Origin of the sequence: Catelliglobosispora koreensis DSM 44566 (genome assembly GCF_000379685.1) — a bacterium.
GTDB classification, from domain to species: domain Bacteria; phylum Actinomycetota; class Actinomycetes; order Mycobacteriales; family Micromonosporaceae; genus Catelliglobosispora; species Catelliglobosispora koreensis.
Window position 1 is genome coordinate 23,922 of the sequence record NZ_KB903258.1, and the last position, 25,347, is coordinate 49,268.

The window sequence follows — 25,347 nt, forward strand, 5'->3', positions numbered from 1 at the left end:
AGTGTTCCAGTCCTGCGCAACCGGTGCACTCCGATCGTCCTAAATGGACAGAGCTTGGGAGAGGTCAGCCCAGAGGTCGTCGGGGGATTCGATGCCGACGGACAGGCGGATCGTGCCGCTGGTGATGCCAGCGGCGGTCAGCTCAGGGTCGGCGAGCTGGCGGTGGGACGTGCTGGCGGGGTGCAGGAGCAGGGTTTCGACGCCGCCGAGCGAGGGGGCGAGCTTCGCGAGCCCCACGCGTGTGACCAGTGCCCGGCCCGCGTCGCGGCCGCCTTTGAGATCAAAAGAGAATGTCGCCGGGTACGCCGAAAGCACTCGCTTCGCGATGAGGTGACTCGGATGCGAGTCAAACCCGGGCCAGCTGACCGACGCCACCGCAGGATGTTCGGCAAGCCGGGACGCTAGAAACACAGCGTTGGACACGTGCTTGGCCATCCGCAAAGGCAACGTTTGCATGCCACGCAACGTGAGCCACGCACCGAACGGGTCGGCTGTCACGCCAAGCTCGATCGCGTAATGCCAGACGCGCTCGTGAAGTGACGCGGAGGCGAAGACCGCCACTCCCCCAATCACTCCAGCGTGTCCTTCAAGGTATTTTGTCGTCGAATGGATGGACACGTCAGCACCCAAGTCGAGCGGCTGGCAGAGCAACGGCGCGAAAGTGTTGTCCACCACCGTGATCAGGCCCGCGTCACGGGCAACAGCGGCGAGCGCGGGAATGTCGCTGACATAGGCACTGGGGTTCGACACGGTTTCCAGATAGAGCACCTTGGTCGACGGGCGTATGGCGGCGCTCAGCTCAGCGGCATCGTCGCCGGAGATGAGGGTCAGACCGACGCCGAAGCGCTCACTCAGATCGTGGAGTGCTTTATGAGTACCCCCATAAAGGCGTTTCTGGGCGACGATGTGATCGCCGCTGCGCACCACGGCCTGAAGCACGGCGCTGATCGCGCCTGATCCTGAGCCTGTCGCCAACGCTACCGCGCCGCCTTCCAATGCGGCGGCGGCGTTCTCAAGCGCGCGGACGGTCGGGTTGCCAAGGCGGGTGTAGACGAAGCCGCCGCGGGGATCATTCATGGTGGCGGCGAACAGGTCTGGGTCGCCGTAGGAGAATCCGCTGGTCTGGTAGAGCGGCGCGGCGAGCGGGAAAACGCCGTCCACTGCCGGAAATTCGGGGTGTACCAACCGCGAGTCAAGGTGCATACCTAAAGCATTGCCACAATGTGGTACTCGGCGTGAGTGCCAATCCGGTGAATCTGGCATGCTTTTGGGCCATGGTGGAGACAGCAGTCTGGCACGAGGCCGCCCGGATCAGTCACGAGGCAGCGCAAGACAAGTATGCCCAGCTCAGCAAGGCAGCGACGGCTCATGAGGCGGTCGCGGCGTTCCACAAGGAGCTGACGGCGCAGCTGGCCGGCGTGCAGATCAAGTGGGACAAGAAGTCACACGCGCGGGTCTTCACGGAGCTGAAATCAGTTGCCCTGATTAGGTATCTGGCTGCCAAGCACCGGCTGGTGTGCTTCGACCCGGCGCAGAACGCGGTGGTCAACCCGCCGTTGTTGCGCAGGTTTGACGCGATGGATCTGACGACAGCCAAAGGGCTGTCCATTGAAGACCCGTCGAACGAGCACGTGGCCCAGGCCGCGCGCGGTCTCGATGACGACAACTGGTTCATGGCGCTGGAAGGCGACGACGACCACTTCCTCCAATGTGGATTCGGCACGCGGGCGGGGGCCTTGCCGGGCGGGTTCATGCTGGAGTATCGCGATGGCCTCGATGGCGATCACATGCAGGCCATATGCTCAGATGTCGATGACGTAATCGCGGTCTTCACCGAGCAGCTGGCCGGATCGGATGCCTGGCGGGCCCGATTCGTGTGGCGTCAACTCAAGTTGACAAACGACGCCCCGTCAACGTAAGTTGACAGCATGACCGAGGCAAAGGATCTAGCCGCCGCGGCCAGCAGCACCGACCCACGCACCGGGTTACGTGCGGTGGTGGCCTTGCGGAAACTGCTGGAATCGCTTGAAGCGCTCCAGGTGCGCAACGCGCGCAAGCACGGCTGGTCGTGGCAGGAAATCGCCGAGGTCCTGCAGGTCAGCAAGCAGGCGGTGCACAAAAAGCACGCCGGACGGGAGACGTGATGTTCGAGCGATTCACCGACAAGGCCCGTGCTGTCGTCAAACAGGCAACATCACTGGGGGAACAGTTACACACCAAGCACATTGGCACCGAGCACCTGCTGCTGGCGATGGCGACAACGCCGGGCATCGCCAACGACGTGCTGACCGGCGCGGGCGTCGAGGCGGCACGGGTGCGCCAGGACATGGAAACGTTCTACCGTGGGGACGCGGAGGCGCTTGAGGCGATCGGGATCGACCTCGACGCGGTCCGCGCGAAGATCGAGGAAACCTTCGGCCCGGGTGCCCTTGATTTCGATCCGCCGCCAGCCAAGAAGAGCTGGTTCCGGCGGACCGTCAACCACACCCCGTTCACGCCACGGGCCAAGAAGGTCCTTGAGCTTTCCCTGCGGGAAGCGATCGCCCTCAAGCACAACTACATCGGCACCGAGCACATCCTGCTGGGCTTCCTGCGCGAAGGTGCCGGGCTCGGCGCGAAGATTCTCACTGACCAGGGGTTCGACCTTCGCCAGCTGCGGGAGCTGACGCTCGCTGCTGTTCCAGCAAAGACCTGATCTCGCGCAACTGGCTCTTGATCTCCTCCTGCTCCTCATGCTGGAACGCGTCGTTGTCCACGATCAGCTTGCTCGCGAAGTGAGCGGTGATCAGCGGGATCACGATGAGAACCATGAACGAGATGAGCACTCCGCCAAGGATGCGCCCTTGCAAGGTCTTGGGGGCTATGTCGCCATAGCCGACTGTCGACGCGGTGACCACGGCCCACCAAATGGAATCGCCAATGCTGACGTTTTCCTCGAACCGGCGGTAGCCAATGGAGCACGCGACGATCAGCCCGATGTAGGTAAAGATCAGTGCCCGAGGCGAGTTCGTGGCCTTGAGCACGGCGTTCTTGAGCAGATTCACCGCTATATAGTGCCGTCCAGGTGCCACTTTGTGGCACCTGGACGTTTGAACGTTACGAACCGGCCCCTTTAGCGCCGGCGGTCACCGCTCCGACGATCCAGCCAACAAAAAGGCCGTAGGCAGAGCCTGCGGCCGCGAGCTGGAACGCCCCCACAAGTGAGGGATTAGCGACGATGAACGCCGTGATAAAGGCGGCCAAGGCTGAGGCGAACACAAGTGCTGCCCACCCCATAAAGAATCCGCCTGCACCCCCTGAGACGGATTTCGAGACGCCCACAAGGATCAGGGCAACGAAAGCGATGAGGAACAGTGCCCGCAAATCTTGAGCGAGCAAGTTCCGCATCGCCTCACTGGAGCCGTCAGTTGGCCCAAAAGCCCACCGCGGCCACGTTAGTGTGCGCAGAAACCAGCTCCAGGCGCCGCCATCGTCCTTGACATGCCGGTCGAGGTATTCCACGACTGGCGGGTTGCCAAAAATCAGGACGAGCGCGGCGGTGGCGATGGTTCCGGCACCGGCGACTGTACGGGTGCGTGCCATGTGGACAGTATCCAGCCGCCGATGCTGTGAATCTAGGGCAGCTTTTCCAGGAGAAATAGCTCCAAACGGTCGAGTGAGACCCGTTCTTGCTGCATAGAGTCTCTGTCGCGAACCGTCACCGCGTTGTCATCGAGCGTATCGAAATCCACCGTTACGCAGTACGGCGTGCCGATTTCATCTTGACGGCGGTAGCGACGGCCGATAGCACCCGCGTCGTCGAAGTCGACGATCCACCGCTTGCGCAGCTGGGCCGCCAGCTCCTTCGCCTTCGGCGTGAGCCTTTCGTTGCGCGACAAGGGAAGCACCGCGACCTTGACCGGAGCCAGGCGCGGGTCGAACCGCATGACGGTCCGCTTGTCGACGCCGCCCTTCGTGTTCGGCGCTTCGTCCTCGTCGTATGCCTCGAGGAGGAACGCGAGCACGGCACGCGTTAGACCGGCCGCCGGCTCGATGACGTAAGGCATCCAGCGTTCCTGCTTCTCGGCGTCGAAATAGGACAGATCCGTGCCGGAATGCTTGCTGTGCGTCGTCAGGTCGAAGTCGGTGCGGTTCGCGATGCCTTCTAGCTCAGAGAACTCGGTGCCACCGAACTGGAAGCGGTACTCGATGTCGACCGTCCGCTTGGAATAGTGCGACAGCTTCTCTTTCGGGTGCTCGTAGAACCGCATGTTCTCCGGCTTGAGACCCAAGTCGATGTACCAGTCCCACCGCTGCTGCAGCCAGTATTCGTGCCACTGCTCGTCGGTGCCAGGCTCGACGAAGAACTCCATCTCCATCTGCTCGAATTCGCGCGTACGGAAGATGAAGTTGCCCGGAGTGATCTCGTTGCGGAAGCTCTTGCCGATCTGGGCGATACCAAACGGCGGCTTCTTGCGGGCGGTCGTCTCCACGTTCTTGTAGTTGACGAAAATGCCCTGTGCCGTCTCGGGCCGCAGGTAGTGCAGGCCCTCTTCGCTCTCGACCGGGCCAAGGTAGGTCTTCATCAAGCCGTTGAACATCTTCGGCTCGGTGAAGGTGCCCTTGCTACCGCAGTTTGGACAGTTGAGTTCGGACAGTTTGAAGATGGCGTCAGGCTTCTTAGCCAGGAACGCCTCTTCGAGGTGGTCGGCGCGGAAGCGCTTGTGACAGTTGGTGCACTCGGTGAGCGGATCAACGAACTCGGCGATGTGACCGGACGCCTCCCAGACCTGGCGGGCCAGGATGATGGCGGAGTCAAGGCCGACGATGTCTTCGCGTTGCTGAACCATCGTGCGCCACCATTGGCGCCTGACGTTTTCTTTCAGCTCGATTCCGAGCGGGCCGTAATCCCAGGCCGATCGGGTGCCGCCGTAGATTTCGCTAGACGGGAAGACGAAACCCCGGCGTTTGGCCAGGCTGACAACGGATTCAATACGGTCCGCAGGCATTGCGAGGTCCCTTTCGGTTAAGCCGCCGGCTGGAATGTCGGCGGAGCGTGATGACGCAACGTTACAGGGCCACCGTCAGCCGGTTCGACCGCATATCTCAAGCTGAGCAGTCTTCGGATCGTTGGCGAAGACATAGGTCACTTGATCGGAGGGCCCACTGCCGTAGCGTTCCGTTACCGGCAGTTTGCCGGTGTTGATATCGAACTCTCCGATATCGAAGCTCTTCAGATCGCCGCGAGCGCGTTCCCGTGCGGCGAACCGGTCTTTCGTCGTCGCCTGCTGCTGGGCGTCGCAGAGCAGTTCGTAAGCCTCGTCATATTTCTCGTCCTGGATCGCCTCGAGGTAGCGGGTCATGACGACCTGGGACTGCTCGTTGAGCGCGGCGACCTGGGCCACACCGAAGCCGAAGATGGCGGTGATCCCGCCGCCGCAACACAACACGAGCGCCGCGCCAGCGATGCCGAGTGCCCAGCCGAGCCGCACACCGCGGCCTTCAGCCGGCGGTGCCGGAAAGGGAGGCTGCACACCTGGGCCTTGCGGGACCGGCACAGGCTGCGGTTCGTGCGAGCCAGCGGGCGGCTGTGGCACGCCATAGGGACCTGCTGCGGGCGCAGCGGCCGGGTGCGTGACCGGCGCAGGGGAAAGGTGCCCTTGCGGCAGCGGCTCCGGCGAAGTCATGCCCGGAATCATACGGCCCGGTCGGAGGCCCGGGTCTGCACTGCGCCGCCAGGCTGTGCCGAGGCTAGCGTCTCGTAGGCGCAGGGCTCCATCAGCGATTGCGCCAGCAGGGGTGTCGCGGTGACTTTGACGTCGAAGCGGCCGAGCGCCCGGCGGTAAACGCCGACACTTTCCCACTCGGTCAGCAAACACCAGAAGGACGGATCGTCCAGGGAACGGGTCAGCTCGCCGCGCACATAGCCAGGCGCCTCTGCCAGGGCGGCGAGAGCGGCGTGAGCACGCCCGACGAACCCAGCTTCATCTTCAGTGACCGTAAAACGGTTGAGTACCAGCATTTGATTCAATGCCTGCCATGTCGTTGGAAAAGTTAGCCCGGGTCAACCGTACAGCCGTCTTCTTGATCACCCTCGCCGTGTTCGTCAGTGCGCTATTCATCGGCGGTTTCATCGGCGGGCTGCTGATTCTGCTCATCGCTGGGCTGTTATCCGCTCTGCTGGCTCAGACCTGGCAGTTCGTCCCCGGATCCATGCGCATCCTGCGGGCGGCCGTGCTCGTTCTGTTAGTGATCACCGGCCTGTCGATGATCTTCAGATAGAACGCTAGTCATATTCACCTATGCGTTTTTGACAATCATTCTCATTTTCGGCAAGAGTGGTTGCATGCTAAAACGGGCTCTCCTAGGCGCCACTCTCGCGCTCGCGACCTTGACCGCGTGTGGCAATGACGCACCTTCCAACACGGAGAAGGTCGACGTTGTGGCCGGTTTCTACCCGCTGCAGTTCGTGACCGAGCGCGTCGGCGGCCCGCACGTGGCGGTGACCAACCTGGTGCAGCCCGGCGCCGAGCCGCACGACCTCGAGCTGAAGCCCTCACAGATCGCTCAGGTCAGCAGCGCCGACCTCATCGTCTACCTCAAGACCTTCCAGCCGGAGCTCGATAAGGCGATCGACCAGAACGCGGCGGGCAAGGCCTTCGACGTGACCACGGTCAGCCCGCTGATCAAGGGCGAGGCACACCATCACGAAGGCGACGAGGAGCCGGCCTCCGAAGAGGGTGCCCTCGACCCGCACCTGTGGCTGGACCCCACTCGCCTGGCGACCGTCTCCGACGGTATCGCCGCCAAGCTCAGCACGGCCGACCCAGCGCACGCGGCTGAGTACACGGCTAACGCGGCCACACTGCGAGCCGAACTATCCAAACTGGACGAAGAGTTCACCGCGGGGCTCAAGACCTGCGAACGGCGTGAAATCGTGACAAGCCACGAAGCCTTCGGGTACTTGGCGGACCGCTATAACCTTGAGCAGATAGGCCTGACCGGCCTCACTCCGGAGGAAGAGCCCACGCCGCAACGGCTCGCCGAGGTCGCGGCTGAAGCCAAAGAGCACGCAGCGACGACGATCTTCTTTGAGACGCTCGTCTCCCCACGGGTCGCCGAAACCCTGGCCAAAGAGGTCGGAGCCAAGACCGCGGTGCTGGATCCGCTTGAAGGACTGGAAGCTGGCAGCACGGAAGATTACTTTTCCGTGATGCGCGCGAATCTAAAAGCACTGCGAGAAGCGTTGGGTTGTTCATGACCTCTGTCTTACGGATCGAACATGGGGCGGTCGCCTATGGCGGCCGCCCTGTGCTGCGAGACCTGAACCTCACGGTCAGTTCAGGGGAAGTTGTCGCGATCCTCGGGGCGAATGGCAGCGGCAAGTCCACTTTGATCCGTGCCGCTCTTGGCTTGGTGCCCCTTGCCTCCGGCCGCATCGAGTTGTTCGGGGTCGCGCAGAAGCGGTTCCGGGACTGGAAGCGCATCGGATACGTGCCACAACGGCTCGGCGCTGGCAGCGGGGTTCCCGCGACGGTCCGTGAAGTGGTCGCCGCGGGGCGGCTGGCCAGCCGCGGGTTCCTGCGCCCGCCCCGGCGAAACGATAGTTCGGCCGTCACCGAAGCGATCGCGTCGGTCGGCCTGGCTGACCGGTCACGGGACCCGGTTTCGTCGCTGTCCGGCGGGCAGCAGCAGCGCGTGCTCATCGCGCGGGCGCTGGCCGGGGCACCGGAGCTGCTGATCCTTGACGAGCCCACGGCAGGAGTCGACTCCACGTCACAGGAAGCCTTCGCCGGTGCCCTGCGCAAGTTTGTCCACAATGGAGGGACCGTCTTGCTCGTGGCACACGAGCTGGGCCCACTGCAACCCGTGATCACGCGCGCGGTCGTCGTCCACGATGGAGTGATCGCCCATGACGGGCCGGTCCCCCGCCCGGCCGGGCACCACGCCGACCCCGCGCACGACCACGTGCACCCGCACGCGCCACATGACGAGCCTGGGATCTGGGGCACGCGATGATTGACCTGCTGAGTTCCCCGTTCATGCAGCGGGCGCTGATCGGCGTGCTGCTGACCGCCCTTGTCGCACCGACGCTGGGCATCTACCTGGTACAGCGGCGCATGTCCCTTATCGGTGACGGCATCGGGCATATCGCGCTCACGGGTGTCGGTTTAGGACTGCTCACGGGCAACCAGCCGGTCTACACGGCCATCGCGGTCGCCATCGCCGGGGCGATCGCGGTCGAAATGGTGCGCTCCCGTGGGCGTACGTCAGGCGACATGGCCCTGGCCATCATGTTCTACGGCGGCATCTCCGGTGGTGTCTTCCTCACGGGGCTCGCCAAAGGCAAGAGCAACGCCAACCTCATGACCTACTTGTTCGGTTCACCGCTGACCATCACGGAGCAAGATCTGATCGTGATGGGCATCCTCGGCGTCATCGTGCTCGCCGTCACGCTCGGCTTGCGGCCTTGGCTATTCGCGATCTGCCAGGACGAGGAATACGCGCGCGTGTCCGGCCTGCCGGTGCGGCTGCTCAACCTGCTGCTGGCTGTCATGGCCGCGGTGACAGTCACCGTCGCGATGCGAGCGGTCGGTCTCCTGCTCGTCAGCGCTCTCATGGTCGTGCCGGTCGCCGCCGCCCAACTGCTTTCGCGCGGCTTTGGCATGACGATGGCCCTGTCGATGCTTTTCGGCTTGGTTTCCGGTACGGCCGGTTTCTTCGGTTCGATCCAGCTCGATACGGGAACGGGCGCCACGGTGGTGCTGGCCGCCATTGCCCTATTCACCTTGGTTGCCCTGGTCACCCCGCTGCTGCGGCGCGTACGCCGACCTCGTCACACGACCTCGTCCAGCGACGCCCCTGAATGGGTTCTCGAGTGAAACTCGTGCCCGAGATGTCTGCCGGGCCTAGTGACGCTACCGTAATCAATGTGAGCGATGAGGCGTATCAGCGCGCGAGCGAGTTGCTTCGTGCACTCGCGGCCACGGTCCGGGTAGCCATAGTCACTGAGCTATCGGCCCATGGCGAGCGCTATGTGCACGAGCTAGTCGAGGCACTCGGCGTTCCGCAGCCGCTGGTCTCACAGCACTTAAGGGTGCTGCGTGGCTCCGCTGTGGTGCGAGCCGAGCGGCGTGGCCGTGAGATCGCCTATTCCTTAGTGGACGAACACATCGCGCACATCGTCGCCGACGCCGTCGCTCATGTGGGAGAGAAACGACCGTGACCACCTCCGCCGGGCGCAACACGCGCCAGCGCTCCGCCGTCGCCGCCCTTCTGACCGAAGTGGACGGTTTCCATAGCGCGCAAGACCTGCACGCCATGCTCCGTGACCGCGGCACCCGGATCGGCCTCACCACCGTCTACCGCACGCTTCAGGCGCTGGCCGAAGCCGATGAGATCGACGTGATGCGCCCGCCAGGTGGTGAACACCTTTACCGGCGCTGCTCAGACGGCCACCACCATCACCTGGTGTGCCGCGGCTGTGGCCGCACGGTCGAGGTCGTTGGCCCCACCGTGGAAACCTGGGCCGACAAGGTCGCTGCCGAACACGGCTTCGCCGACGTCAGTCACACTCTAGAAATCTTTGGCACGTGTGGCGAATGCATGAGGAAGGCCTAACCGGGGGAAAGTAAACCCCCATGGTGAAGGTTTACGCCGAAAGGCCATGGCGCCTTACCCGGCAGATCATCGCAGACATCGCTATGGCTGGCTGGTGTCTACTTTGGATCTGGGCCGGGGTGACGCTCTATGGATTCGTCTCCCGCCTGGCCGCTCCTGGGGCCAAATTGGAAAGTTCCGGCGCCAAGCTCGCCGGTGACCTGGCTACCGCCCAGGACAAGGCAGGATCGGTGCCTCTCGTCGGCGACGCCCTCGCCTCCCCCTTCGGTGCCGCGGCCGAGGCCGCCCAGGGCATCGCCGAGGCCGGCCGGTCGCAGCAGGAAACCGTGGGCGACCTCGCGACGGTGCTCGCCTGGTCGACCGCGGTCATGCCGCTGCTGCTGGCGCTGGCACTGTGGGTTCCGTTCCGGTTCCAGTGGATGCGGGCCGCCACCGCCGCGGTGAAGGTGCGCAAGCGTCCCGGCGGCGCGGAACTGCTCGCCCTGCGGGCCCTAGCCAAAGCCCCGTTGCGCCGCCTGGCCGACCTCGACGATGACGTCGTGTCGGGCTGGCGCAACGGGGACCAGAGTTGCGTCGACGCCCTCGCGCGGCTGGAACTGCGTAGCCTGGGCTTGAGCGCTAAACGGCTCAGGTGACTTTACGCAGCAGGTTTGGCTCCGTAGACGGGCCCGCTTCCGCCGAGGCGACCCAGGCACCTTCGTCAGGCGGCAAGACAACACCGTCTTCGGTGAACGCGTAACGTCCCGCGAGCACCTTCTTGGCCAGCGCCACGTCGGCGCTGTCCGTGTTGTTCCACAGGCCGTGCTCGAGGAGGATGACGCGCTGGCGTGCATGCTGGCAGAACACGTCGGCCAGTTCAATCTCCTCGGGCCGGCCACTGCGCCGTGCCCTCGAACACGTGGCGGCGATGGCGAACAGCTCCGCTCCAATGTCGACGATCCGGCCCAGGAACGCTTGCCTGTGCTCAAGACGGCCCTGCCAAGTGGCCATGCCCCGGAACGTGTTGCGGGCCAGGCGCCGCGACGCACGCTCGGCGTAGCGCAGATGTTTGGCCAGGGGGCCGAATTTTGAGTACGCGAAGGGGAATGTGCCCTTGCCGACGAAGAGCGTGGGCAGCCAGCGGGCATAGAAACCCGTGGCCTTGAGCAAGGCTTTTCCTTTGCGTCCCAACGGGGCTTTGGGATCGATGATGTCGCCCGCGACGGACAGGTGCTGGTCGACCGCTTCGCGCGCGATGAGCAGGTGCATGATCTCGGTCGAGCCTTCGAAGATGCGGTTGATGCGCAAGTCCCGCAACAGTTGCTCCGCCCCGAGCGGGCGTTCTCCGCGCGCGGCAAGGGAATCGGCGGTCTCGTAGCCACGGCCGCCGCGAATCTGAATCAGCTCGTCGGCGATGGTCCAAGCCTTCTCTGAGCCGAACAGCTTGATGAGCGCGGCCTCGATGCGGATGTCGTTGCGGTCGTCGTCGGCGAGCAGACAGCACAACTCCAGCATCGACTCCATGCCATAGGAGGTCGCCGCTATGTAGGCGAGTTTCGTTGCCACCGCTTCGTGTTCGCCGACTTTGCGGCCCCATTGCACGCGTTCGGACGACCAGCCGCGGCCCACGTTGAGGCACCACTTGGCGGCGCTCACGCACATGGCTGGCAAGGAAAGGCGGCCCGTGTTGAGGGTCGTGAGGGCGATCTTGAGGCCCTGACCTTCTTTGCCGACAAGGTTTTCGGCCGGCACGAACACGTCATGGAACCGCGTCACGCTGTTTTCCAGCCCGCGTAACCCCATGAAAGCGTTACGCCGCTCGACTGTCACGCCTTCGGCCGTGCCCTCGACAACGAAGGCGGAGATGCCTTTGCCCGGCACCATGGCCATGACGATGAGCAACGTCGACACGGAACCGTTGGTAGCCCACAGTTTCACGCCGTTGAGCTTGTAGCCGCCGTCGACGGGAGTTGCCGTAACACTGAGTCGCGCCGGGTCAGAGCCGACGTCGGGTTCAGTCAGGAGGAAAGCTGAAACTTCGCCAGCGGCCAGGCGGGGCAAGAACTTCTGCTTCTGAGCGTCTGTTCCGAAGGTCTTCAGTGGCTGCGGGACACCGATCGACTGATGTGCGCTGAGTAAGGCGCCAATCGATGGGCTGGCGGAGCCGATGAGGGTCAGCGCGCGGCAATAGTCCAGATTGGACAGACCAAGGCCGCCGTATTTCTTGTCGATTTTCATGCCAAAGCAGCCAAGCTCGGCCAAGCCCCGGAACACCTCGTCGGGAATGCGCGCGTCCCGCTCGATCTGGCGCCCGTCCACTTTGGTGCGCGCGAATTCTTCGAGCTGCTCGAAGAAACGCTCCGCGTCCTCGTTCGGCTTAGGATCGGGCCATGGGTCGATCAGATCCATCCTCAGCCGGCCCAGGAACAGCTGTTTACCGAAACTGGGCTTGCGCCACTCCTTCTCGCGCGCCGCTTCAGCGACGCCTCGTGCCTGTTCGGCGGTGACTTCACGCTGCGCTGCGGTCATGCCCCCAGGTTACCGCCGCGTAACACTCCCGGGTAGCAACTACTCGTACTGATTGCGAGGTGGATCGATCTTTCGCCACTCGGCAATATCAATATAAGTAATGGTCTGGTTGTTCACGGGATCGACTGACGTCTTCGTAGTGTACTTGCCGACCAATTCGACCCACTGGTCGTTGCCAAGGCCCTCGGGAATCCGGCCAGTCATCCCGACTTTGATCGGGCGGGCGTCAGCGGCACAGCAGGAAAGCATCATGCGCGTGACCACCTGCTCGCCATTGGGGCCAGCCGACAGGAAGCCCGTCATCCGCACGGTGCGGTAACTGCCCTTGGTGTCCTTCATGGACTCGCCCTTGTCGAAGATCCCCCGCGTCGCGTAGTCAAGCACGCTGATGTCGGCCGGGTCGCCTTCGGGCAACGGCGGGTAGAGGTCTGATGCTTGCAGCACAGCACTTCCGGACTGCCCTGCGGCGAAGGCGCCGAGGGCAGGCGGGGCCACGAGCAGCAGGCCGAGCACCGGCGCGATCAGCAGCCAGCCAACGCGGGGCTCCTTGTGTGGCTTGTCGTCGCCATGATCGTGATCGTCCACGTGCGACCCGTGCCGCAGGTCATAGATGATCGTCATGATCCCGGCGATGATCAGCACGGCACCCGCGGCGATGAGGAAATACTGCATCCACTCGCGCACGTAGCGCAGGTACATATCGGTGACGCTCGCCTTAACGACGGCCCCGCCGAGCAGGATCAGCACGACACCTTGCGCAAGACGGTTCATGACAGCAACACCAGTCCTGTGATCGAGGCGATGACGACGGCGATGACAAACGTGGCCGGCGCGAAACGGAACGCGAAGCGGCGGCCGAAGACCCCGGTCTGCATCGAGATGAGCTTCAAGTCGACCATCGGGCCAACCACCATGAAGACCAGTTGAGCGGTAGGAGAGAAGACGCTCAGGGATTTGGCCACGAAGGCATCGGCCTCTGAGCAGATGCTGAGCAAAACGGCCAGGAACGCGAGCGCGAGGATGGCGACCAGTTCATTGGACGCCAGGGTCAGCAGCCACTTCTCCGGCACGATCACGTTGATGGTGCTGGCGGCCATGGCTCCCAGCACGAGGAATCCGCCCGCGTGAATGATGTCGTGCCGGCAGGCGGCCCAGAACGCCCGGCCTTTGGACAATCCGTCTAGCTCGGGGCGGCGCGGCATTTTGATCCACTCGGTCTTGCCGAGGCGCAGCCACAGCCAGCCCATGATCATCGCGACCACGAGGCTCGCGGCGCCACGCGCGACCACCATCTCCGGTTGCCCCTGGAACGCGACCGCTGTCGCTGCCAGCACGACCGGGTTGATCGCGGGGGCGGCGAGCAGGAACGCCAGCGCGGCTGCCGGGGTCACGCCGCGCCGGATCAGCGATCCGGCGATCGGCACCGAACCACACTCACAGCCTGGCAGGATCACGCCCGCACAACTCGCGACCGGAACGGCCAGTGCGGGGTTCTTCGGTAACGCCTTGGCCCAGAAGGACCGGGGCACGAACACCGCGATCGTCGCCGACAGAGCCACGCCGAACACGAGGAACGGCGTCGCCTGGACCATCACGGACACGAAGACGGTGGTCCACGTCCGCAACTGCTCATATTGGTTGATCCAGGCGGCGATGGGCTTCTGGAAGAACACCAGCAGCACGAGCAGGACGGCTAGGACTTCGACCGAGCCGATCCTCTTCCCCTTGGCGGGGGTCTCTGGCTCGTGAACGTGGGGTCGTTCTGTGACGGTCACCGCAACAGGTTATAGGGCCGCTCCGGTGTAGTCTCTAGCCCACGACAGGGGAGCTGAGGTTCCGCGGATGACGAAACTGTCATCTGGCGGAAGCGAGAGCTGAGAGTGCGGCACCCGCCGCAGACCCTTTGGACCTGATCTGGGTAATGCCAGCGCAGGAAGTCTGGAGAAGTGATCATATGACTATGGCTCGCTGGCGCACGATCGACATCGTTGTCGCCTCCACTCTGGCCGTTGTTTTCGGCGTTATCTTCTGGGCCCTCGGCCTGCTCTGGTATGGCCCGCTAGAGACCGCCTTCGCCGCGTTCCCGCCCGCCCGCGCGGTCGTGAACGGCATCTGGTTCATTCCGGCGATCCTGGCGCCGCTCATCATCCGCAAACCCGGTGCGGCGCTTTACACCGAGACGGTCGCCGCGATCGTCTCCATGCTGTTTGGTTCCAGCTGGGGCTGGCTGACCTTCTGGTACGGCGTAGCTCAGGGCGCGGCGGGCGAACTCGCCTTCGCGGCCACCGGTTACCGCCGCTTCAACGCGACTCAGGCGTTCCTCGGCGGCGCTCTCGCCGGTGGATTCGCCACCGCGATGGACATCTTGTTCACCTCGATCGGTGACTACACCACGGGCTGGCAGTGGGCTTACGGCGCCTTCCAGGTCGGCAGTGGAGCCATCATCGCCGGGCTCGGGTCCTACTTCCTCGCTCAAGCCCTTGCCCGCACGGGTGTTCTCGACCGCTTCCCCATCGCCAAGGCACGCGAACTGGTGTGATCCAGCTCAGCGGCTTCGGCTGGCGGCACGCCGGACGGCGGGCCTGGGCGGTTCGCGGGGTCGACCTCCGGATTGAGGCCGGCGAACGCGTGCTGCTCCTGGGGCCGTCCGGTGCGGGCAAGTCGACGCTGCTGCAGGCGATCGCAGGGCTGCTCCCCTCGGATTCTGGTGAGTCCGAGGGGACGCTGAAGCTCGACGGACGCGCGGGGATCGTCTTTCAGGACCCGCAGAGCCAGCTCGTGATGAGCCGGGCTGGCGACGAAGTCGCGTTCGGGCTGGAAAATCTGGGCTGGCCACCCGCGTCACTTTGGCAGCGAGTGGACGAAACGCTTGCCGCCGTTGGCTTTCCCTATGACCGATCGCGTTCCACCTCAGAGCTGTCGGGTGGCGAACAACAGCGTCTGGTGCTCGCTGGTGCCCTGGTGTCGCGTCCTGACGTGCTGCTGCTTGACGAACCGACGGCCAACCTGGATCCCGTTGGGACACAGCAAGTCATCTCCTCGCTGACGGCGTTGCCTTCCGGCGCCACGGTGGTGTTGGTAGAGCACCGCATCGAGCCCGTGCTTCCCTTGATGACGCGCGTCGTGGTGTTAGACCCATCGGGCGGGGTCCGTGCGGATGGGCCACCGTCGCTACTTTCCGGTCCGCTCGGGGCCGAGCTTGCCTCCGGCGGTGTGTGGGTACCAGGTGAGCCGTTGCCTAGACACGCAGCCATCCACAGCCCGGGTTCGGTCGCGGTTTCCTGCTCTGGCTTGGGTGTGCGGGATCTGTCCTATCCCGACCTAGCCGTGTGCCACGGCGAAGCCGTTGCTATCACTGGCCCTAACGGCTCGGGCAAGTCCACGTTAGCGCTCATGCTGGGCGGGCTGTTGAAACCCGGTAGCGGTCTCGTTTCCACCGCCTGGGGCGACCGCCCGCACCGGTGGCGGCCTTCGGTTCTGGCGTCTCGCATCGGGTCTGTGTTCCAGAACCCGGAGCACCAGTTCGTGACCTCGTCTGTGCAGCACGAGCTTTCGCTCGGCGGCACCCCACCGCCGCGAGTGGACGAGCTGCTGTCCCGCTTGCGCCTCGACCACCTCGCGCGAGCCAACCCGTTCACCCTATCCGGCGGCGAGGCCCGCAGGCTAAGCGTGGCAACGGCTTTGGCCGCCAAGCCGTCGCTGCTACTGCTCGACGAGCCCACATTCGGCCAGGACCGCCGGACCTGGATTGAGCTGGTGTCGTTGCTCGCCTCACTACGCGACGACGGCCACGCCCTCGTCACCGTCACCCACGATCCCGCCGTCGTCCACACCCTCGCCGACCGCGAAATCACCCTTCCCCCAAGGACTTCCGCATGACCACGGCCGTTGTTCGCCAAGTCGCCCGGCACTCGCGAGGCGCCGTTCGGCTGCGGCTGGTTCGGCGTGTCCGGCCTCTTGGTGGCGTCGCATGACGATCGCTGTGCTGGCGCGGCGGGCGCCGATCGCGAAGGTGGCGGCGCTCGCCATCCTCTCAGTCGCGGCCCTAGCCGTTCGCGACATCGCGGCGCTGGGCTTCATCGTTGTGGTAACCGTCGCTCTAGCACCGCTTTTCGGCATCGGCCCGCGCGCACTGTTGCGCCAGGCCTGGCCGGTCCTGCTTGCCGCCGTGAGCATCGTGCTGACACTGTCGCTGTTTTCAGCCAACCGCACCGGCACCACGTTGCTCGACTTTGGACCGTTTCTCGTCACTACTTCGGTGCTACGCGACTCGACGTCACTTGCGTTGCGGCTCTTGGCCTTGGCGTTGCCCGCGCTGCTGGTGTTCGCCTCGACCGACCCGACTGACCTCGCGGACTCCCTCATTCAGCACGCCCGCGTCTCGCCCCGGTTCGCTATCGGAGCCCTCGCGGCGTTCCGTTTGACGTCACTATTCCGTTCCGAGTGGGGCACCATCCGGGCGGCTCGCCGGGCCCGTGGATTGCGGCGCGCCTTCCTGAGTACCGCCTTCGCGTTACTCGTTGGCGCTATCCGCCGTGGGGTCCGCCTCTCCGTGGCGATGGACGCCCGTGGCTTTGACGCCGGGCACCAACGCACGATCGCCCGGCCCTCACCCTTTGGTTACGCCGACGTCCTGCTCATGCTCGCCGCACTCGCCCTCTGCGCCGCCACTTTCCTGATCGCCCGCCGCTAGGGCCTAATGGAGATCTGCACCCGACGTCGTCTGCTTTGGTGGTGCCTTGCTCGGGTTGCTAGCGCGACCGTGGGCTGAGATCGTGACACCGGCGCTCATCCCGACCCGGGAGGATTCATGATCTTGGCAAGCATTCCCAGCCCTGCTCGCGGTGTGTGGCATTTGGGGCCGGTTCCGATCCGCGCGTATGCGCTGTGCATCATCGCTGGGATCATCGTCGCGGTCATCCTCACCCGGCGGCGGTGGGCAGCTGGTGGCGGACGGGCCGATGACGTCCTCGATATCGCGATGTGGGCGGTGCCGTTCGGGATCGTTGGCGGGCGGCTTTACCACGTCATCACCAGCCCCGAACTGTATTTCGCCGCCGGAAGGCAGCCGATCAGGGCTCTGTACATCTGGGACGGTGGCCTGGGCATCTGGGGTGCGATCGCGCTTGGCGCGCTTGGAGCGTGGATCGGCTGTCGCCAGCTCGGAGTGAAACTGCCAGCCTTCGCCGACGCCGCGGCTCCTGGTCTCCTCCTGGCGCAAGCGATCGGGCGCTTGGGCAACTACTTCAACCAGGAACTCTATGGAGCGCCAACGACTTTGCCCTGGGCGCTGCGCATCGACCCGGCACACCGGCCTGCCGACAGCGCGGACATAGCTCTGTACCACCCAACGTTCCTCTACGAACTACTGTGGTGCGTCGCCGGTTTCTTCGTGCTGCTCTGGGCCGAGAAACGGTTCTCCCTCGCGCACGGGCGGCTGCTCGCCCTGTGCATCGTGACCTACACCCTGGGCCGGGTATGGATCGAAGCCCTGCGCGTCGACCACGCCAACCATCTCCTGGGCCTGCGCCTCAACGTCTGGACGTCAATCATCATCTTCAGTGGCGCGGTGGCGTTCCTCCTCTTTGGACGGCGAACCGAGTCGGCCGCTTCGGAGAATGTCAGACCGGCGCTCTAGATTGGATTCGAAGGGGTGGTGGAGCGGCTTGCAGAACAGGTCCGTGCTGTCGCCCGTGCGCAAGGTGAGCTTGTTCGGCTGATTCACGAAGTCGCGACGGCTACCCCCGTGCCGGAGTTCGCCGCGTTTGAAGTCGCCGCGGCCACGGCGCTATCCCGGTTCTCGGCGGAAAACGAAGTGCGGCTGGCCGCCGAGTTGTGTGTCCGCCTGCCAGAGGTGCTCGCGGCCCTGTGCGCTGGGGACCTCGGGCTGCGGCACGCCCATGTCTTCGCTGATGTGCTGTCCTCTTTGGACCTTTCGGCCGCAAGGCTTGTCGCTGCGGAAGTGTTGCCAAGAGCAGGCGGCAAGACATCCGGACAGCTGCGGGACATGTTGCGGCGCAGAGCTTTGGCGGCAGATCCCGCGTTCACGACTGCCAGGCGCAAGCAGGCCGAGGCGGCGCGGTGCGTTCAGTTGCACGCTGCCGACGATGGCACGGCAATGCTCTCCGCCTTCGGCCTCGACGCCACGCGGGCAGCTGCGGCATTCTCGCGTGTGGGGGCGATCGCCAGGGTACGACGGGTTCCCGGTGATACGACACCACTGGAGCAGGTGCGTGCCGATGTGTTCCTGGAACTCTTGGAGGGCAAGCATGCCGGCGCCGCTTCCGGCATCGCCAATCTTGATGTGAGCCTGGAAACGCTAGCCGGGCTGGACGAAAATCCCGGACGGCTGGGCGCCTACGGTCCTGTCGCTGCCGACATCGCCCGTCAGTGGGCGCAAGCACATCCCGGCGGCCAATGGCGATTCGCCATCCGCGATGCGAACGGCACACTGCTCCAGCAAGGCCTTACCCGCGCCCGACCCACGGGCTCCCCCAGCACCCGCACTAACTCGCCACCACGCCATGCGTCCCGGCTAACTCGGCGCTCCAATCGCGGCCCAGCCCACACACCGGCCGGAACCAGCCCAGCGAATCAGAGCATGACGAGCCCACCCGGGGGCCGGATGAGCAGTGCCAACACATCCGGGACTCTGTCTGCGGCGGCAAGCGGTTCCGTCGAGTCGGCGAATGCCGATGGGCTCATGCGGGCGCCTTCACAGAATGCGGGTGACCGGTTGGCGAATGCGGCGCTGACCCGGTGGATTCGGTTGCGGGACAGGACGTGCCGGGCACCCGGATGCCGCTGGCCGCGGTCGCTTGCCAGATCGATCACACGATCCGCTACAGCGACGGCGGACCGACGCATCACGCGAATCTATGCGCGCTTTTGCGATTACCATCATCGGGCTAAGGATGAAGGTGGCTGGACCGTCGTCCAAACCCGACCTGGGCACTTCACCTGGACCAGCCCTCTCGGCCGCATCTACATCGTGGGCCCGGAACCACCGTAACGACTCCGCCGGTCGGGCCGGCCAGCGAGATTCGCCGTTGAAGGACCCAGTGGGTAAGCACTCCTGCTGATGAGCACGGCACGATCCGCCATGCCCGCGATGCGGGCGTGACTTCCGGTGCGCGGCGAGGAAACGTGGTTCCTGGCCGGGGCGCGCGGACCTGGATGTCCTCGCGGGAGGGACGGTCGCCACCAGGTGCGGCGCCGGAAATATTGGTCTTAAACCGGAGCGACCGGGTTCGGCAGGGCGCCGCCGAAACGACGGTCGCGCTGGGCGTAGAGCTCGCAGGCGTACCAGAGGTGGCGGCGGTCGAAGTCTGGCCAGAGGGTGTCGAGGTAAACGTGTTCGGCGTAGGCGCTTTGCCACAGCAGGAAGTTTGACGTGCGCTGCTCGCCGGAGGGTCGCAGAAACATGTCTACGTCGGGGATTTCCGGGTGGTAAAGGTATTTGGCGAACAGTTTCTCCGACACCTTCTCCGGGCGCAGACGTCCAGCGGCCACGTCAAAGGCGATCGCGGCGGCGGCGTCGGCGATCTCGGCCTGACCGCCGTAGTTGACGCAGAATTGCAGCGTGAGCTTAGAGTTCTTGCGGCTCATAGCTTCCGCGGTTTCGAGCTCGTCGATGACCGACTTCCACAGCCGGCCCCGGCGGCCAGACCAGATGACGCGGACGCCAAGGTCGACGAGCTGGTCGCGGCGGCGGCGGATGACGTCGCGGTTGAAGCCCATGAGGAAGCGGACTTCTTCGGGCGAGCGCTTCCAGTTCTCGGTAGAGAAGGCGTATGCCGACAGGAACGGGATGCCGATCTCCAGGGCGCCTTCGATCGTGTCGAAGAGCGAATACTCGCCCTTCTTGTGACCTTCTGTGCGCGGGAGACCGCGTTCCTTCGCCCAGCGCCCGTTGCCGTCCATGACGATCGCCACGTGCTTTGGCAGTGCACCCGAGGGCAGCTTAGGCGGGCGTACGCCGGAGGGGTGTGGCGTGGGCGGTTTCATGAAGTGGTCTCCCGTCGGTCTACTAACGGCAGTGAGCGTAACCCTCGCTCGAGGTGCCACTGCAGGTGTGCCGCGACGAGCCCGCTGGACTCGTTGCGAACTTTGACATCCACGCCCTCGACAGCGTCCCAATTGCCTTCGAGCAGCGCGTTCATGAGCCCGATCGCGGTCTGCGTGGGGTGGGCGGCACCGGGCGGACGGCAGTTGACGCACACGAGACCGCCGGCCGGGACGGAGAAGGAGCGGTGCGGTCCGGGCTCGGCGCACACGGCGCAGTCACGCAACGCGGGGGCCCAGCCGGCGTAGGCCATCGCGCGCAGGAAGTACGCGTCGAGCACGAGGGTCGGCAGACGCTCCCCTTGCGACAGAGCGTTCAGGGCACCGAGGGTCAGCAGATAGAGCCGCAGCGATGGTTCGCGTTCGATCGGCGTCAGCCGCTCGGCCGTCTCCACGATCGCACTGGCCGCCGTGTAACGCGGGTAGTCCTCAATGAACCTGCGCCCGAACAGTTCGATGCCCTCGACCTGTGTCACGGTGTCCAAAGAGGACCCTTCCGTGCACTGAACGTCGATGTGACCGAACGGTTCGAGGCGGCCCCCAAAGCGCGACGTCGTCCGGCGTACCCCCTTGGCCACCGCGCGCACCCGGCCATGCGCGCGCGTTAGCAGGGTGATGATGCGGTCGGCTTCGCCGAGCCGCTGCACCCGCAGCACGAGGGCATGATCGCGGTAAAGGGGTTTGCGCACGGTTAGAAGCCTAGTTTGCGCAACTGCTTCGGATCGCGTTGCCATTCTTTGGCTACGCGCACGTGCAGGTCGAGGTAGACCTTGGTGCCAATCAGTTCCTCGATCTGCTTACGTGAAGTCGAGCCGATCTCCTTGAGGCGTGTCGCCTGAGCCCCGATGACGATGGCCTTCTGGGACTGACGCTCGACGTAAATGTCGGCGTAAACCTTGGTGAGCCGCCCGTCCTCCGAGGGGATGATCTCCTCGACGAGCACGGCGATCGAGTGTGGCAACTCGTCGCGGACACCTTCGAGCGCCGCTTCACGGATCATCTCGGCGATGAGCACGTGCTCTGGCTCGTCGGTGAGCATGCTGTCTGGGTACAGCTGAGGTGACGGTGGCAGATGACTGATCATAACGTCGGTCAGCACGTCTAGCTGGTCGCCGTTGACCGCGCTGCACGGCACGATGTCGGCGAACTCGGTCAGCTCGCTGACGCGCATGAGCTGCTCGGTCAGGTCCTTCTTGGAGACCAGGTCGGTCTTGGTCACGACCGCGACCAGTTTCGCTTTTAGCTCCGCGATCTCGCTGGCGATGAAAGTGTCGCCCTTGCCGACGACCTCGTTGGCCGGGATGCACAGGCCGATGACGTCGGTCTCGCTCCAGGTCGCCCGGACGAGGTCGTTGAGCCGCTCTCCCAGCAGGGTCTTGGGCCGGTGCAGCCCAGGCGTGTCCACGAGGACAAGCTGTGCGTTGGGGCGGTGCAGCACGCCACGAATGACGTGCCGCGTGGTCTGCGGCTTGTTCGACGTGATCGCGATCTTCTGGCCAATGATCGCATTGGTCAGCGTCGACTTCCCGGCGTTGGGCCGGCCTACGAAACAGGCGAATCCGGCCCGGTACTGCTGCTCATCTGGCACCTAAGTAGGCTACCCGGCGTGGAACTGATGCATTCGGGAAAGGTCCGCGACGTATACCGCGACGGAACCGACCTGATCTTGGTGGCCAGCGACCGGGTGTCTGTCTTCGACGTCATTTTGCCTACGCCCATCCCGGACAAGGGCAAGATCCTCACTCAGCTGTCGCTGTGGTGGTTCGATCAGCTGCCGATGCCCAACCACGTGATTTCCGCGACCGACGTGCCGGCCGAGTTCGCTGGCCGCGCGATCCGCTGCCAGCCGCTGCAGATGGTGCCGGTCGAGTGCGTGGCGCGCGGTTACCTAACCGGCTCGGGGCTACGGGACTACTTGCGCGACGGCACAGTCAGCGGAGTCGTGCTGCCACCGGGACTCACCGAAGCGTCCCGCTTGGAGACACCCATCTTCACGCCGTCGACCAAGGCTCCCATGGGCGAGCACGACCAGCCGATGACGTTTGACGAAGTGGAAGCCAAGGTCGGCCCAGAAGTGGCCGAACAGCTTCGAGTGACCACATTGGACGTTTTCCAGCGCGGCAGCGACATCGCCCTGGAACGCGGCATCATCATCGCTGACACGAAAATCGAGCTGGGCTTCACCGCCGACGGGACGCTGACGCTCGGGGATGAAGTGCTCACCCCCGACTCGTCACGCTTCTGGCCGCTGGACACGTGGCACGAGGGGCAGATCCAGCCCAGCTTCGACAAACAACCGTTGCGCGATTGGGCCGTCAGCACAGGCTGGGACAAGACCGCTCCCGGGCCGGAAGTGCCCGACGACCTCGTGGAAGAAACCCGCCAGCTATACATCGACATCTACGAGCGCCTAACCGGCACTAGCTGGAGCTAAGGGGAATGCGTCACTCATTGCTGCGGCGGCATCGATAGCCGCAGTAGTGTCGGGGACATGACTCACGCTGTCGTCATTGGAGCGTCCATCGCCGGACTGACCGCCGCGCAAGCGTTGTCCAGCCGCTTCGACGAAGTCACCATCCTCGACCGCGACTCACTTCCTTCCGACCACAGTGCGCGCCGCGGCGTACCCCAGGGAAAGCATTTGCATATTCTTCTGGCGGCCGGGCAGCGGGCGCTCGATGAGTTGTTCCCTGGTCTCGTCAATGACATGACGGCTGCTGGCGCCGTTCCATTCGATCCGGGTGTGGATCTGGGGGTTCATCGTTACGGCGGGCTGTGGCCACGGCAGGAACTAGGCATCGATCTCATGTCGTTTAGCCGGCCGCTCCTGGAAGCCGTGCTGCGCCAGCGTTTGTCGGCCAACGTCACCATCAAGGACAACACCGCCGTGGGCGGACTGTTGGGCGGCAAGCATGGCGTCACCGGTGTGCGCACCGACGCTGAGCACATTGACGCCGATCTGGTCGTGGACGCGAGCGGACGAGGCAGCCGCTCGGACCGCTGGCTCGAAGAGCTCGGCTTCCCCGCGCCAGAGGTGGCTGAGGTCAAGATTAATGTTGGCTACGCGAGCCAGTTCCTGCACAGGGACGCGTTCCTGCCGGAGGGCAAGGGAATGTTCGTTCTGCCAACCCCTCCGGGCGAAAAGCGTTCCGGAGCACTTCTGCCCGTCGACGGCGACCGTTGGCTGCTAACGGTTGGCGGCTGGCACGGCGACTTTCCGCGCACGGATGCCGAGTTCCGCACGTTCGCGCACAGCTTGCCGTACAAGGGAATCGGCGCGATGCTCTCGAGTCAGCAGCCTGTCAGCGGAGTCGCGTTCAGCACGTTCCCGTCAAGCCGGCGCCGGTATTTCGAAAAGCTCAAAGAGCTGCCCAACGGTTACGTGGCCATGGGTGACGCGGTGTGCAGCTTCAACCCCATCTACGGCCAGGGCATGACAGCGGCCTCACTGGAGGCTGTCGCGTTAGGACAGTTGCTCGATCGCGGGCCGTTGAATCCGCGCGAGTTCTATCAGCGGGTCAGCAACATTCTGAAGGCGCCGTGGCGTTTCGCCGTGGGCGGTGACTTCAACTTCCCCGAGACGACAGGACCCAAGCCCGCCGGAATCAGCCTCCTAAACGGCTACGCCGCCCGAATTCAGCGGGCGGCACAGTCCGATTATGAGGTGCGGCGGGTGTTTTCCTACGTCCAGCATCTGATGCTCCCGCCGTCAGCCTTGTTCCGGCCCTCCATCGTGGCCAAGACGCTTTTCAAGAAATCGTCTTGAGATAGGCGTCGAGTGCCTGGTGCGACTGCTCCGCGCCGTCCTCCATGCCGGAAGCCAGCATGCCGTCACGATCCTCGATGTTGGAGAAGCGGGTCGTGGCGGTGAGCAGTGTCTTGCCGTCCTGTTCCGTGAACACAAGCGTGTCGGTGGAGATGTGCCCCGGCATACCCTCCCACTCAAACGTGTAGACCAGCTTGTCCGGCGCGTCGATCTCCTTGTATTCGCCGCGGAACCCATACGCCTCACCGTCAGCGTGCTCCACGAAGCGATACTTGCCGCCGACCCGGAAGTCCATCTCCACGTCAAGCGGATTGCCGCGGCCCCACCAGTTCTTCACGTGTTCCGGCTTCGTATGCGCCTCGAACACGAGTTCCCTTGGCGCGTCAAAGATCCGGGACATCTGAATCTCAAGGTCGTTGAGAATCTTCACCTTGCTGCCCATCGCTTTTCTCCTTCTGTAGCCGCTGGAGATACTCATCCAGCTGGTCGTAACGACCTTCCCAATACCTGCGGTATTGCTCTGCCCAAGTGGCCACTTCCCGCAACGGCTCAGGTTCAAGCCTGCACGGACGCCACTGCGCGTCACGGCCCCTGGTGATCAGCCCGGCACGCTCCAGCACCTTCAGGTGCTTAGAGATCGCCTGAAGGCTTACCGGAAACGGCTCGGCCAGCTCATTGACTGTGGCCTCCCCCTCCGCGAGCCGGGCCAAAATCGCCCGCCGCGTCGGATCAGCCAGCGCGCCAAAGACTTCGCTGAGCGGATCTCCTGTCATCTCTGTATTCAACCTTTCGGTTTATCAACCGATGAGTTAAGTAAAGCCCGGGGCATTGGTGTTGTCAACCCCTTGGTTAAATACAAAATCTATGTCCGACGCCCGCGCCGGTCCAGACCGCCCCTCCCGCGAGGCCGCCACCTCCGCGCATCCCGGCCTCCCACACCCCGGCTACCCCTCCCGCCTTTACCCCCGCCGTCTTTGCCCTGCCTTTGCCCCCCACCCGCGGCGCTTTGCCCTCGCCCGCCCTTGTCGCCGCTTCCGCCTTTACCCCGCCGCTTTGCCCTTCGCCGCCCTTGTCGCCACTTGCGGTGACAGCCCTACCCACACCCACCTTTGCCCGCCCTCTTTCCGCGCCGCAACCACGGCCGCCTCCGGAGGCGGCCGTCCATTTGCGACGAAGGATCGGGGCCAAGTAGGCGGCGGCCGAGATGTGTCGTCGGCGACTTGGGCTACCTAGGCATGATCCACAGCCGAAAGTGAGATCCACAGCCTTAGGGACGTGATCAACAGGGCATTGGATCACGTCTGGTGGGATGTGGATCTCGGTTGGGTAAAGCGGTGATCTTCAAGCGTGATCCACAGCCCCGAAAAAGGGTGATCAACCCGGCCTGTGGATCACCCTTTTGTGGATGT

General features: G+C 64.4%; 30 protein-coding genes, 2 pseudogenes and 1 riboswitch. Of the genes and pseudogenes, 18 read left to right on the forward strand and 14 right to left on the reverse strand.

Annotated features, from left to right (window positions below):
• Nucleotides 1-39 precede the first annotated feature (39 nt).
• The gene (locus tag A3E1_RS0118180) at nucleotides 40-1,203 is read right to left on the reverse strand and encodes a trans-sulfuration enzyme family protein (protein WP_020522227.1); all 1,164 of its coding nucleotides are present in this window, start codon (nucleotides 1,201-1,203) and stop codon (nucleotides 40-42) included.
• A 71-nt stretch (nucleotides 1,204-1,274) separates the two neighbouring features.
• On the opposite strand from A3E1_RS0118180, the gene A3E1_RS40850 reads away from it, so the two are divergent.
• From A3E1_RS40850 to A3E1_RS49315, 4 genes and pseudogenes are all read left to right on the forward strand, one after another.
• Complete coding sequence (locus A3E1_RS40850; protein WP_020522228.1) at nucleotides 1,275-1,919, forward strand: hypothetical protein; 645 nt, start codon at nucleotides 1,275-1,277, stop codon at nucleotides 1,917-1,919.
• A 9-nt stretch (nucleotides 1,920-1,928) separates the two neighbouring features.
• Entirely contained in the window at nucleotides 1,929-2,144 is a 216-nt protein-coding gene (locus tag A3E1_RS0118190; RefSeq protein WP_020522229.1) for a hypothetical protein, read from the forward strand.
• Nucleotides 2,144-2,320, forward strand: a pseudogene (locus tag A3E1_RS49310) (Clp protease N-terminal domain-containing protein); the annotation flags it as partial. The gene A3E1_RS0118190 and the pseudogene A3E1_RS49310, both read left to right, overlap by 1 nt.
• A gap of 30 nt (nucleotides 2,321-2,350) precedes the next feature.
• Nucleotides 2,351-2,638: pseudogene (locus A3E1_RS49315) on the forward strand (Clp protease N-terminal domain-containing protein); the annotation flags it as partial.
• On the opposite strand, the gene A3E1_RS40855 reads toward A3E1_RS49315, so the two are convergent.
• The 5 genes from A3E1_RS40855 to A3E1_RS0118220 form a co-directional block, all read right to left on the reverse strand.
• Nucleotides 2,625-3,044, reverse strand: coding sequence for a potassium channel family protein (locus A3E1_RS40855; RefSeq protein WP_020522231.1), 420 nt, complete (start codon nucleotides 3,042-3,044; stop codon nucleotides 2,625-2,627). The pseudogene A3E1_RS49315 and the gene A3E1_RS40855 sit on opposite strands and share 14 nt — an antisense overlap.
• 52 nt (nucleotides 3,045-3,096) lie before the next feature.
• Nucleotides 3,097-3,582, reverse strand: coding sequence for a hypothetical protein (locus A3E1_RS0118205; protein WP_020522232.1), 486 nt, complete (start codon nucleotides 3,580-3,582; stop codon nucleotides 3,097-3,099).
• 32 nt (nucleotides 3,583-3,614) lie between these two features.
• Nucleotides 3,615-4,988: a glycine--tRNA ligase gene (locus A3E1_RS0118210; RefSeq protein ID WP_020522233.1), complete on the reverse strand. Its 1,374-nt coding sequence runs from the start codon at nucleotides 4,986-4,988 to the stop codon at nucleotides 3,615-3,617.
• Between the two features lie 75 nt (nucleotides 4,989-5,063).
• The gene (locus A3E1_RS44875; protein ID WP_157631593.1) at nucleotides 5,064-5,666 is read right to left on the reverse strand and encodes a hypothetical protein; all 603 of its coding nucleotides are present in this window, start codon (nucleotides 5,664-5,666) and stop codon (nucleotides 5,064-5,066) included.
• Between the two features lie 8 nt (nucleotides 5,667-5,674).
• Complete coding sequence (locus A3E1_RS0118220; protein WP_020522235.1) at nucleotides 5,675-6,001, reverse strand: antibiotic biosynthesis monooxygenase family protein; 327 nt, start codon at nucleotides 5,999-6,001, stop codon at nucleotides 5,675-5,677.
• Nucleotides 6,002-6,018: 17 nt separating this feature from the next.
• Between A3E1_RS0118220 and A3E1_RS0118225 the strand changes: the two genes are divergently transcribed.
• The 7 genes from A3E1_RS0118225 (at nucleotide 6,019) to A3E1_RS0118255 (ending at nucleotide 10,235) form a co-directional block, all read left to right on the forward strand.
• The gene (locus A3E1_RS0118225) at nucleotides 6,019-6,261 is read left to right on the forward strand and encodes a hypothetical protein (RefSeq protein WP_020522236.1); all 243 of its coding nucleotides are present in this window, start codon (nucleotides 6,019-6,021) and stop codon (nucleotides 6,259-6,261) included.
• Nucleotides 6,262-6,325: 64 nt separating this feature from the next.
• Nucleotides 6,326-7,240 (forward strand): metal ABC transporter substrate-binding protein, encoded by a 915-nt coding sequence (locus A3E1_RS0118230; RefSeq protein ID WP_020522237.1) that lies wholly within the window; start codon nucleotides 6,326-6,328, stop codon nucleotides 7,238-7,240.
• Nucleotides 7,237-7,998, forward strand: coding sequence for a metal ABC transporter ATP-binding protein (locus A3E1_RS0118235; RefSeq protein WP_020522238.1), 762 nt, complete (start codon nucleotides 7,237-7,239; stop codon nucleotides 7,996-7,998). The genes A3E1_RS0118230 and A3E1_RS0118235 overlap by 4 nt, the downstream gene beginning before the upstream one ends.
• Nucleotides 7,998-8,861 carry a metal ABC transporter permease gene (locus tag A3E1_RS0118240; RefSeq protein WP_040391160.1) on the forward strand — a complete coding sequence of 288 codons (864 nt, stop codon included), beginning with the start codon at nucleotides 7,998-8,000 and terminating at the stop codon, nucleotides 8,859-8,861. The genes A3E1_RS0118235 and A3E1_RS0118240 overlap by 1 nt, the downstream gene beginning before the upstream one ends.
• A gap of 14 nt (nucleotides 8,862-8,875) precedes the next feature.
• The gene (locus A3E1_RS0118245) at nucleotides 8,876-9,205 is read left to right on the forward strand and encodes an ArsR/SmtB family transcription factor (RefSeq protein ID WP_051105066.1); all 330 of its coding nucleotides are present in this window, start codon (nucleotides 8,876-8,878) and stop codon (nucleotides 9,203-9,205) included.
• Entirely contained in the window at nucleotides 9,202-9,600 is a 399-nt protein-coding gene (locus A3E1_RS0118250) for a Fur family transcriptional regulator (RefSeq protein ID WP_020522241.1), read from the forward strand. Before A3E1_RS0118245 ends, A3E1_RS0118250 begins: the two co-directional genes overlap by 4 nt.
• Before the next feature lie 20 nt (nucleotides 9,601-9,620).
• Nucleotides 9,621-10,235, forward strand: a complete 615-nt coding sequence (locus A3E1_RS0118255) for a hypothetical protein (protein WP_020522242.1) — start codon at nucleotides 9,621-9,623, stop codon at nucleotides 10,233-10,235.
• Here A3E1_RS0118255 and A3E1_RS0118260 read toward each other — a convergent pair.
• Genes A3E1_RS0118260 through A3E1_RS0118270 form a run of 3 tightly spaced genes read right to left on the reverse strand, consistent with a single transcriptional unit; the run spans nucleotide 10,228 to nucleotide 13,883 of the window.
• Nucleotides 10,228-12,108, reverse strand: a complete 1,881-nt coding sequence (locus tag A3E1_RS0118260; protein WP_020522243.1) for an acyl-CoA dehydrogenase family protein — start codon at nucleotides 12,106-12,108, stop codon at nucleotides 10,228-10,230. The genes A3E1_RS0118255 and A3E1_RS0118260 overlap by 8 nt on opposite strands.
• 39 nt (nucleotides 12,109-12,147) lie before the next feature.
• Nucleotides 12,148-12,879, reverse strand: coding sequence for a TIGR03943 family putative permease subunit (locus A3E1_RS0118265; protein WP_020522244.1), 732 nt, complete (start codon nucleotides 12,877-12,879; stop codon nucleotides 12,148-12,150).
• The gene (locus A3E1_RS0118270; RefSeq protein ID WP_020522245.1) at nucleotides 12,876-13,883 is read right to left on the reverse strand and encodes a permease; all 1,008 of its coding nucleotides are present in this window, start codon (nucleotides 13,881-13,883) and stop codon (nucleotides 12,876-12,878) included. The genes A3E1_RS0118265 and A3E1_RS0118270 overlap by 4 nt, the downstream gene beginning before the upstream one ends.
• A 36-nt stretch (nucleotides 13,884-13,919) precedes the next feature.
• A riboswitch (TPP riboswitch) is annotated at nucleotides 13,920-14,061 on the forward strand.
• Nucleotide 14,062: 1 nt separating this feature from the next.
• Between A3E1_RS0118270 and A3E1_RS0118275 the strand changes: the two genes are divergently transcribed.
• The 5 genes from A3E1_RS0118275 (at nucleotide 14,063) to A3E1_RS0118295 (ending at nucleotide 19,120) form a co-directional block, all read left to right on the forward strand.
• Nucleotides 14,063-14,647: an ECF transporter S component gene (locus A3E1_RS0118275; protein WP_026208564.1), complete on the forward strand. Its 585-nt coding sequence runs from the start codon at nucleotides 14,063-14,065 to the stop codon at nucleotides 14,645-14,647.
• Nucleotides 14,644-15,987 (forward strand): ABC transporter ATP-binding protein, encoded by a 1,344-nt coding sequence (locus A3E1_RS0118280; protein ID WP_020522247.1) that lies wholly within the window; start codon nucleotides 14,644-14,646, stop codon nucleotides 15,985-15,987. Before A3E1_RS0118275 ends, A3E1_RS0118280 begins: the two co-directional genes overlap by 4 nt.
• 91 nt (nucleotides 15,988-16,078) lie before the next feature.
• Nucleotides 16,079-16,801 (forward strand): energy-coupling factor transporter transmembrane component T family protein, encoded by a 723-nt coding sequence (locus tag A3E1_RS0118285; protein WP_020522248.1) that lies wholly within the window; start codon nucleotides 16,079-16,081, stop codon nucleotides 16,799-16,801.
• Between the two features lie 117 nt (nucleotides 16,802-16,918).
• A complete protein-coding gene (gene lgt / locus A3E1_RS0118290) occupies nucleotides 16,919-17,746 on the forward strand; it encodes a prolipoprotein diacylglyceryl transferase (RefSeq protein WP_020522249.1) in 828 nt (275 codons plus the stop codon).
• A gap of 18 nt (nucleotides 17,747-17,764) precedes the next feature.
• Nucleotides 17,765-19,120 carry a DUF222 domain-containing protein gene (locus A3E1_RS0118295; RefSeq protein ID WP_083929542.1) on the forward strand — a complete coding sequence of 452 codons (1,356 nt, stop codon included), beginning with the start codon at nucleotides 17,765-17,767 and terminating at the stop codon, nucleotides 19,118-19,120.
• 218 nt (nucleotides 19,121-19,338) lie between these two features.
• On the opposite strand, the gene A3E1_RS0118300 is transcribed toward A3E1_RS0118295, so the two are convergent.
• The 3 genes from A3E1_RS0118300 to era are packed head-to-tail and all read right to left on the reverse strand — an operon-like array spanning nucleotide 19,339 to nucleotide 21,760.
• Nucleotides 19,339-20,115 (reverse strand): isoprenyl transferase, encoded by a 777-nt coding sequence (locus tag A3E1_RS0118300; RefSeq protein ID WP_026208566.1) that lies wholly within the window; start codon nucleotides 20,113-20,115, stop codon nucleotides 19,339-19,341.
• Nucleotides 20,112-20,906, reverse strand: a complete 795-nt coding sequence (gene recO, locus A3E1_RS0118305) for a DNA repair protein RecO (RefSeq protein WP_051105063.1) — start codon at nucleotides 20,904-20,906, stop codon at nucleotides 20,112-20,114. The genes A3E1_RS0118300 and recO overlap by 4 nt, the downstream gene beginning before the upstream one ends.
• Nucleotides 20,864-21,760 (reverse strand): GTPase Era, encoded by an 897-nt coding sequence (gene era, locus A3E1_RS0118310; protein WP_020522252.1) that lies wholly within the window; start codon nucleotides 21,758-21,760, stop codon nucleotides 20,864-20,866. The genes recO and era overlap by 43 nt, the downstream gene beginning before the upstream one ends.
• A gap of 18 nt (nucleotides 21,761-21,778) precedes the next feature.
• Here era and A3E1_RS0118315 point away from each other — a divergent pair, with 18 nt between their 5' ends.
• Nucleotides 21,779-22,606, forward strand: coding sequence for a phosphoribosylaminoimidazolesuccinocarboxamide synthase (locus A3E1_RS0118315; protein ID WP_020522253.1), 828 nt, complete (start codon nucleotides 21,779-21,781; stop codon nucleotides 22,604-22,606).
• A gap of 57 nt (nucleotides 22,607-22,663) precedes the next feature.
• Entirely contained in the window at nucleotides 22,664-23,938 is a 1,275-nt protein-coding gene (locus tag A3E1_RS0118320; protein WP_020522254.1) for an FAD-dependent oxidoreductase, read from the forward strand.
• On the opposite strand, the gene A3E1_RS0118325 is transcribed toward A3E1_RS0118320, so the two are convergent.
• Nucleotides 23,922-24,380, reverse strand: a complete 459-nt coding sequence (locus A3E1_RS0118325; RefSeq protein ID WP_020522255.1) for an SRPBCC family protein — start codon at nucleotides 24,378-24,380, stop codon at nucleotides 23,922-23,924. The genes A3E1_RS0118320 and A3E1_RS0118325 overlap by 17 nt on opposite strands.
• A complete protein-coding gene (locus A3E1_RS0118330) occupies nucleotides 24,346-24,711 on the reverse strand; it encodes an ArsR/SmtB family transcription factor (RefSeq protein WP_020522256.1) in 366 nt (121 codons plus the stop codon). The genes A3E1_RS0118325 and A3E1_RS0118330 overlap by 35 nt, the downstream gene beginning before the upstream one ends.
• Nucleotides 24,712-25,347: the final 636 nt, after the last annotated feature.

Coding starts and splice junctions, on each gene's coding strand:
- A3E1_RS0118180 (WP_020522227.1), bottom strand. CDS start 1,203: ATGCACCTTGACTCGCGGTTGGTACACCCCGAATTTCCGGCAGTGGAC.
- A3E1_RS40850 (WP_020522228.1), top strand. CDS start 1,275: ATGGTGGAGACAGCAGTCTGGCACGAGGCCGCCCGGATCAGTCACGAG.
- A3E1_RS0118190 (WP_020522229.1), top strand. CDS start 1,929: ATGACCGAGGCAAAGGATCTAGCCGCCGCGGCCAGCAGCACCGACCCA.
- A3E1_RS0118205 (WP_020522232.1), bottom strand. CDS start 3,582: ATGGCACGCACCCGTACAGTCGCCGGTGCCGGAACCATCGCCACCGCC.
- A3E1_RS0118210 (WP_020522233.1), bottom strand. CDS start 4,988: ATGCCTGCGGACCGTATTGAATCCGTTGTCAGCCTGGCCAAACGCCGG.
- A3E1_RS44875 (WP_157631593.1), bottom strand. CDS start 5,666: ATGACTTCGCCGGAGCCGCTGCCGCAAGGGCACCTTTCCCCTGCGCCG.
- A3E1_RS0118220 (WP_020522235.1), bottom strand. CDS start 6,001: ATGCTGGTACTCAACCGTTTTACGGTCACTGAAGATGAAGCTGGGTTC.
- A3E1_RS0118225 (WP_020522236.1), top strand. CDS start 6,019: ATGTCGTTGGAAAAGTTAGCCCGGGTCAACCGTACAGCCGTCTTCTTG.
- A3E1_RS0118230 (WP_020522237.1), top strand. CDS start 6,326: ATGCTAAAACGGGCTCTCCTAGGCGCCACTCTCGCGCTCGCGACCTTG.
- A3E1_RS0118235 (WP_020522238.1), top strand. CDS start 7,237: ATGACCTCTGTCTTACGGATCGAACATGGGGCGGTCGCCTATGGCGGC.
- A3E1_RS0118245 (WP_051105066.1), top strand. CDS start 8,876: ATGTCTGCCGGGCCTAGTGACGCTACCGTAATCAATGTGAGCGATGAG.
- A3E1_RS0118255 (WP_020522242.1), top strand. CDS start 9,621: ATGGTGAAGGTTTACGCCGAAAGGCCATGGCGCCTTACCCGGCAGATC.
- A3E1_RS0118260 (WP_020522243.1), bottom strand. CDS start 12,108: ATGACCGCAGCGCAGCGTGAAGTCACCGCCGAACAGGCACGAGGCGTC.
- A3E1_RS0118265 (WP_020522244.1), bottom strand. CDS start 12,879: ATGAACCGTCTTGCGCAAGGTGTCGTGCTGATCCTGCTCGGCGGGGCC.
- A3E1_RS0118275 (WP_026208564.1), top strand. CDS start 14,063: ATGACTATGGCTCGCTGGCGCACGATCGACATCGTTGTCGCCTCCACT.
- A3E1_RS0118285 (WP_020522248.1), top strand. CDS start 16,079: ATGACGATCGCTGTGCTGGCGCGGCGGGCGCCGATCGCGAAGGTGGCG.
- lgt (WP_020522249.1), top strand. CDS start 16,919: ATGATCTTGGCAAGCATTCCCAGCCCTGCTCGCGGTGTGTGGCATTTG.
- A3E1_RS0118300 (WP_026208566.1), bottom strand. CDS start 20,115: ATGAAACCGCCCACGCCACACCCCTCCGGCGTACGCCCGCCTAAGCTG.
- recO (WP_051105063.1), bottom strand. CDS start 20,906: ATGGCAACGCGATCCGAAGCAGTTGCGCAAACTAGGCTTCTAACCGTG.
- A3E1_RS0118320 (WP_020522254.1), top strand. CDS start 22,664: ATGACTCACGCTGTCGTCATTGGAGCGTCCATCGCCGGACTGACCGCC.
- A3E1_RS0118325 (WP_020522255.1), bottom strand. CDS start 24,380: ATGGGCAGCAAGGTGAAGATTCTCAACGACCTTGAGATTCAGATGTCC.
- A3E1_RS0118330 (WP_020522256.1), bottom strand. CDS start 24,711: ATGACAGGAGATCCGCTCAGCGAAGTCTTTGGCGCGCTGGCTGATCCG.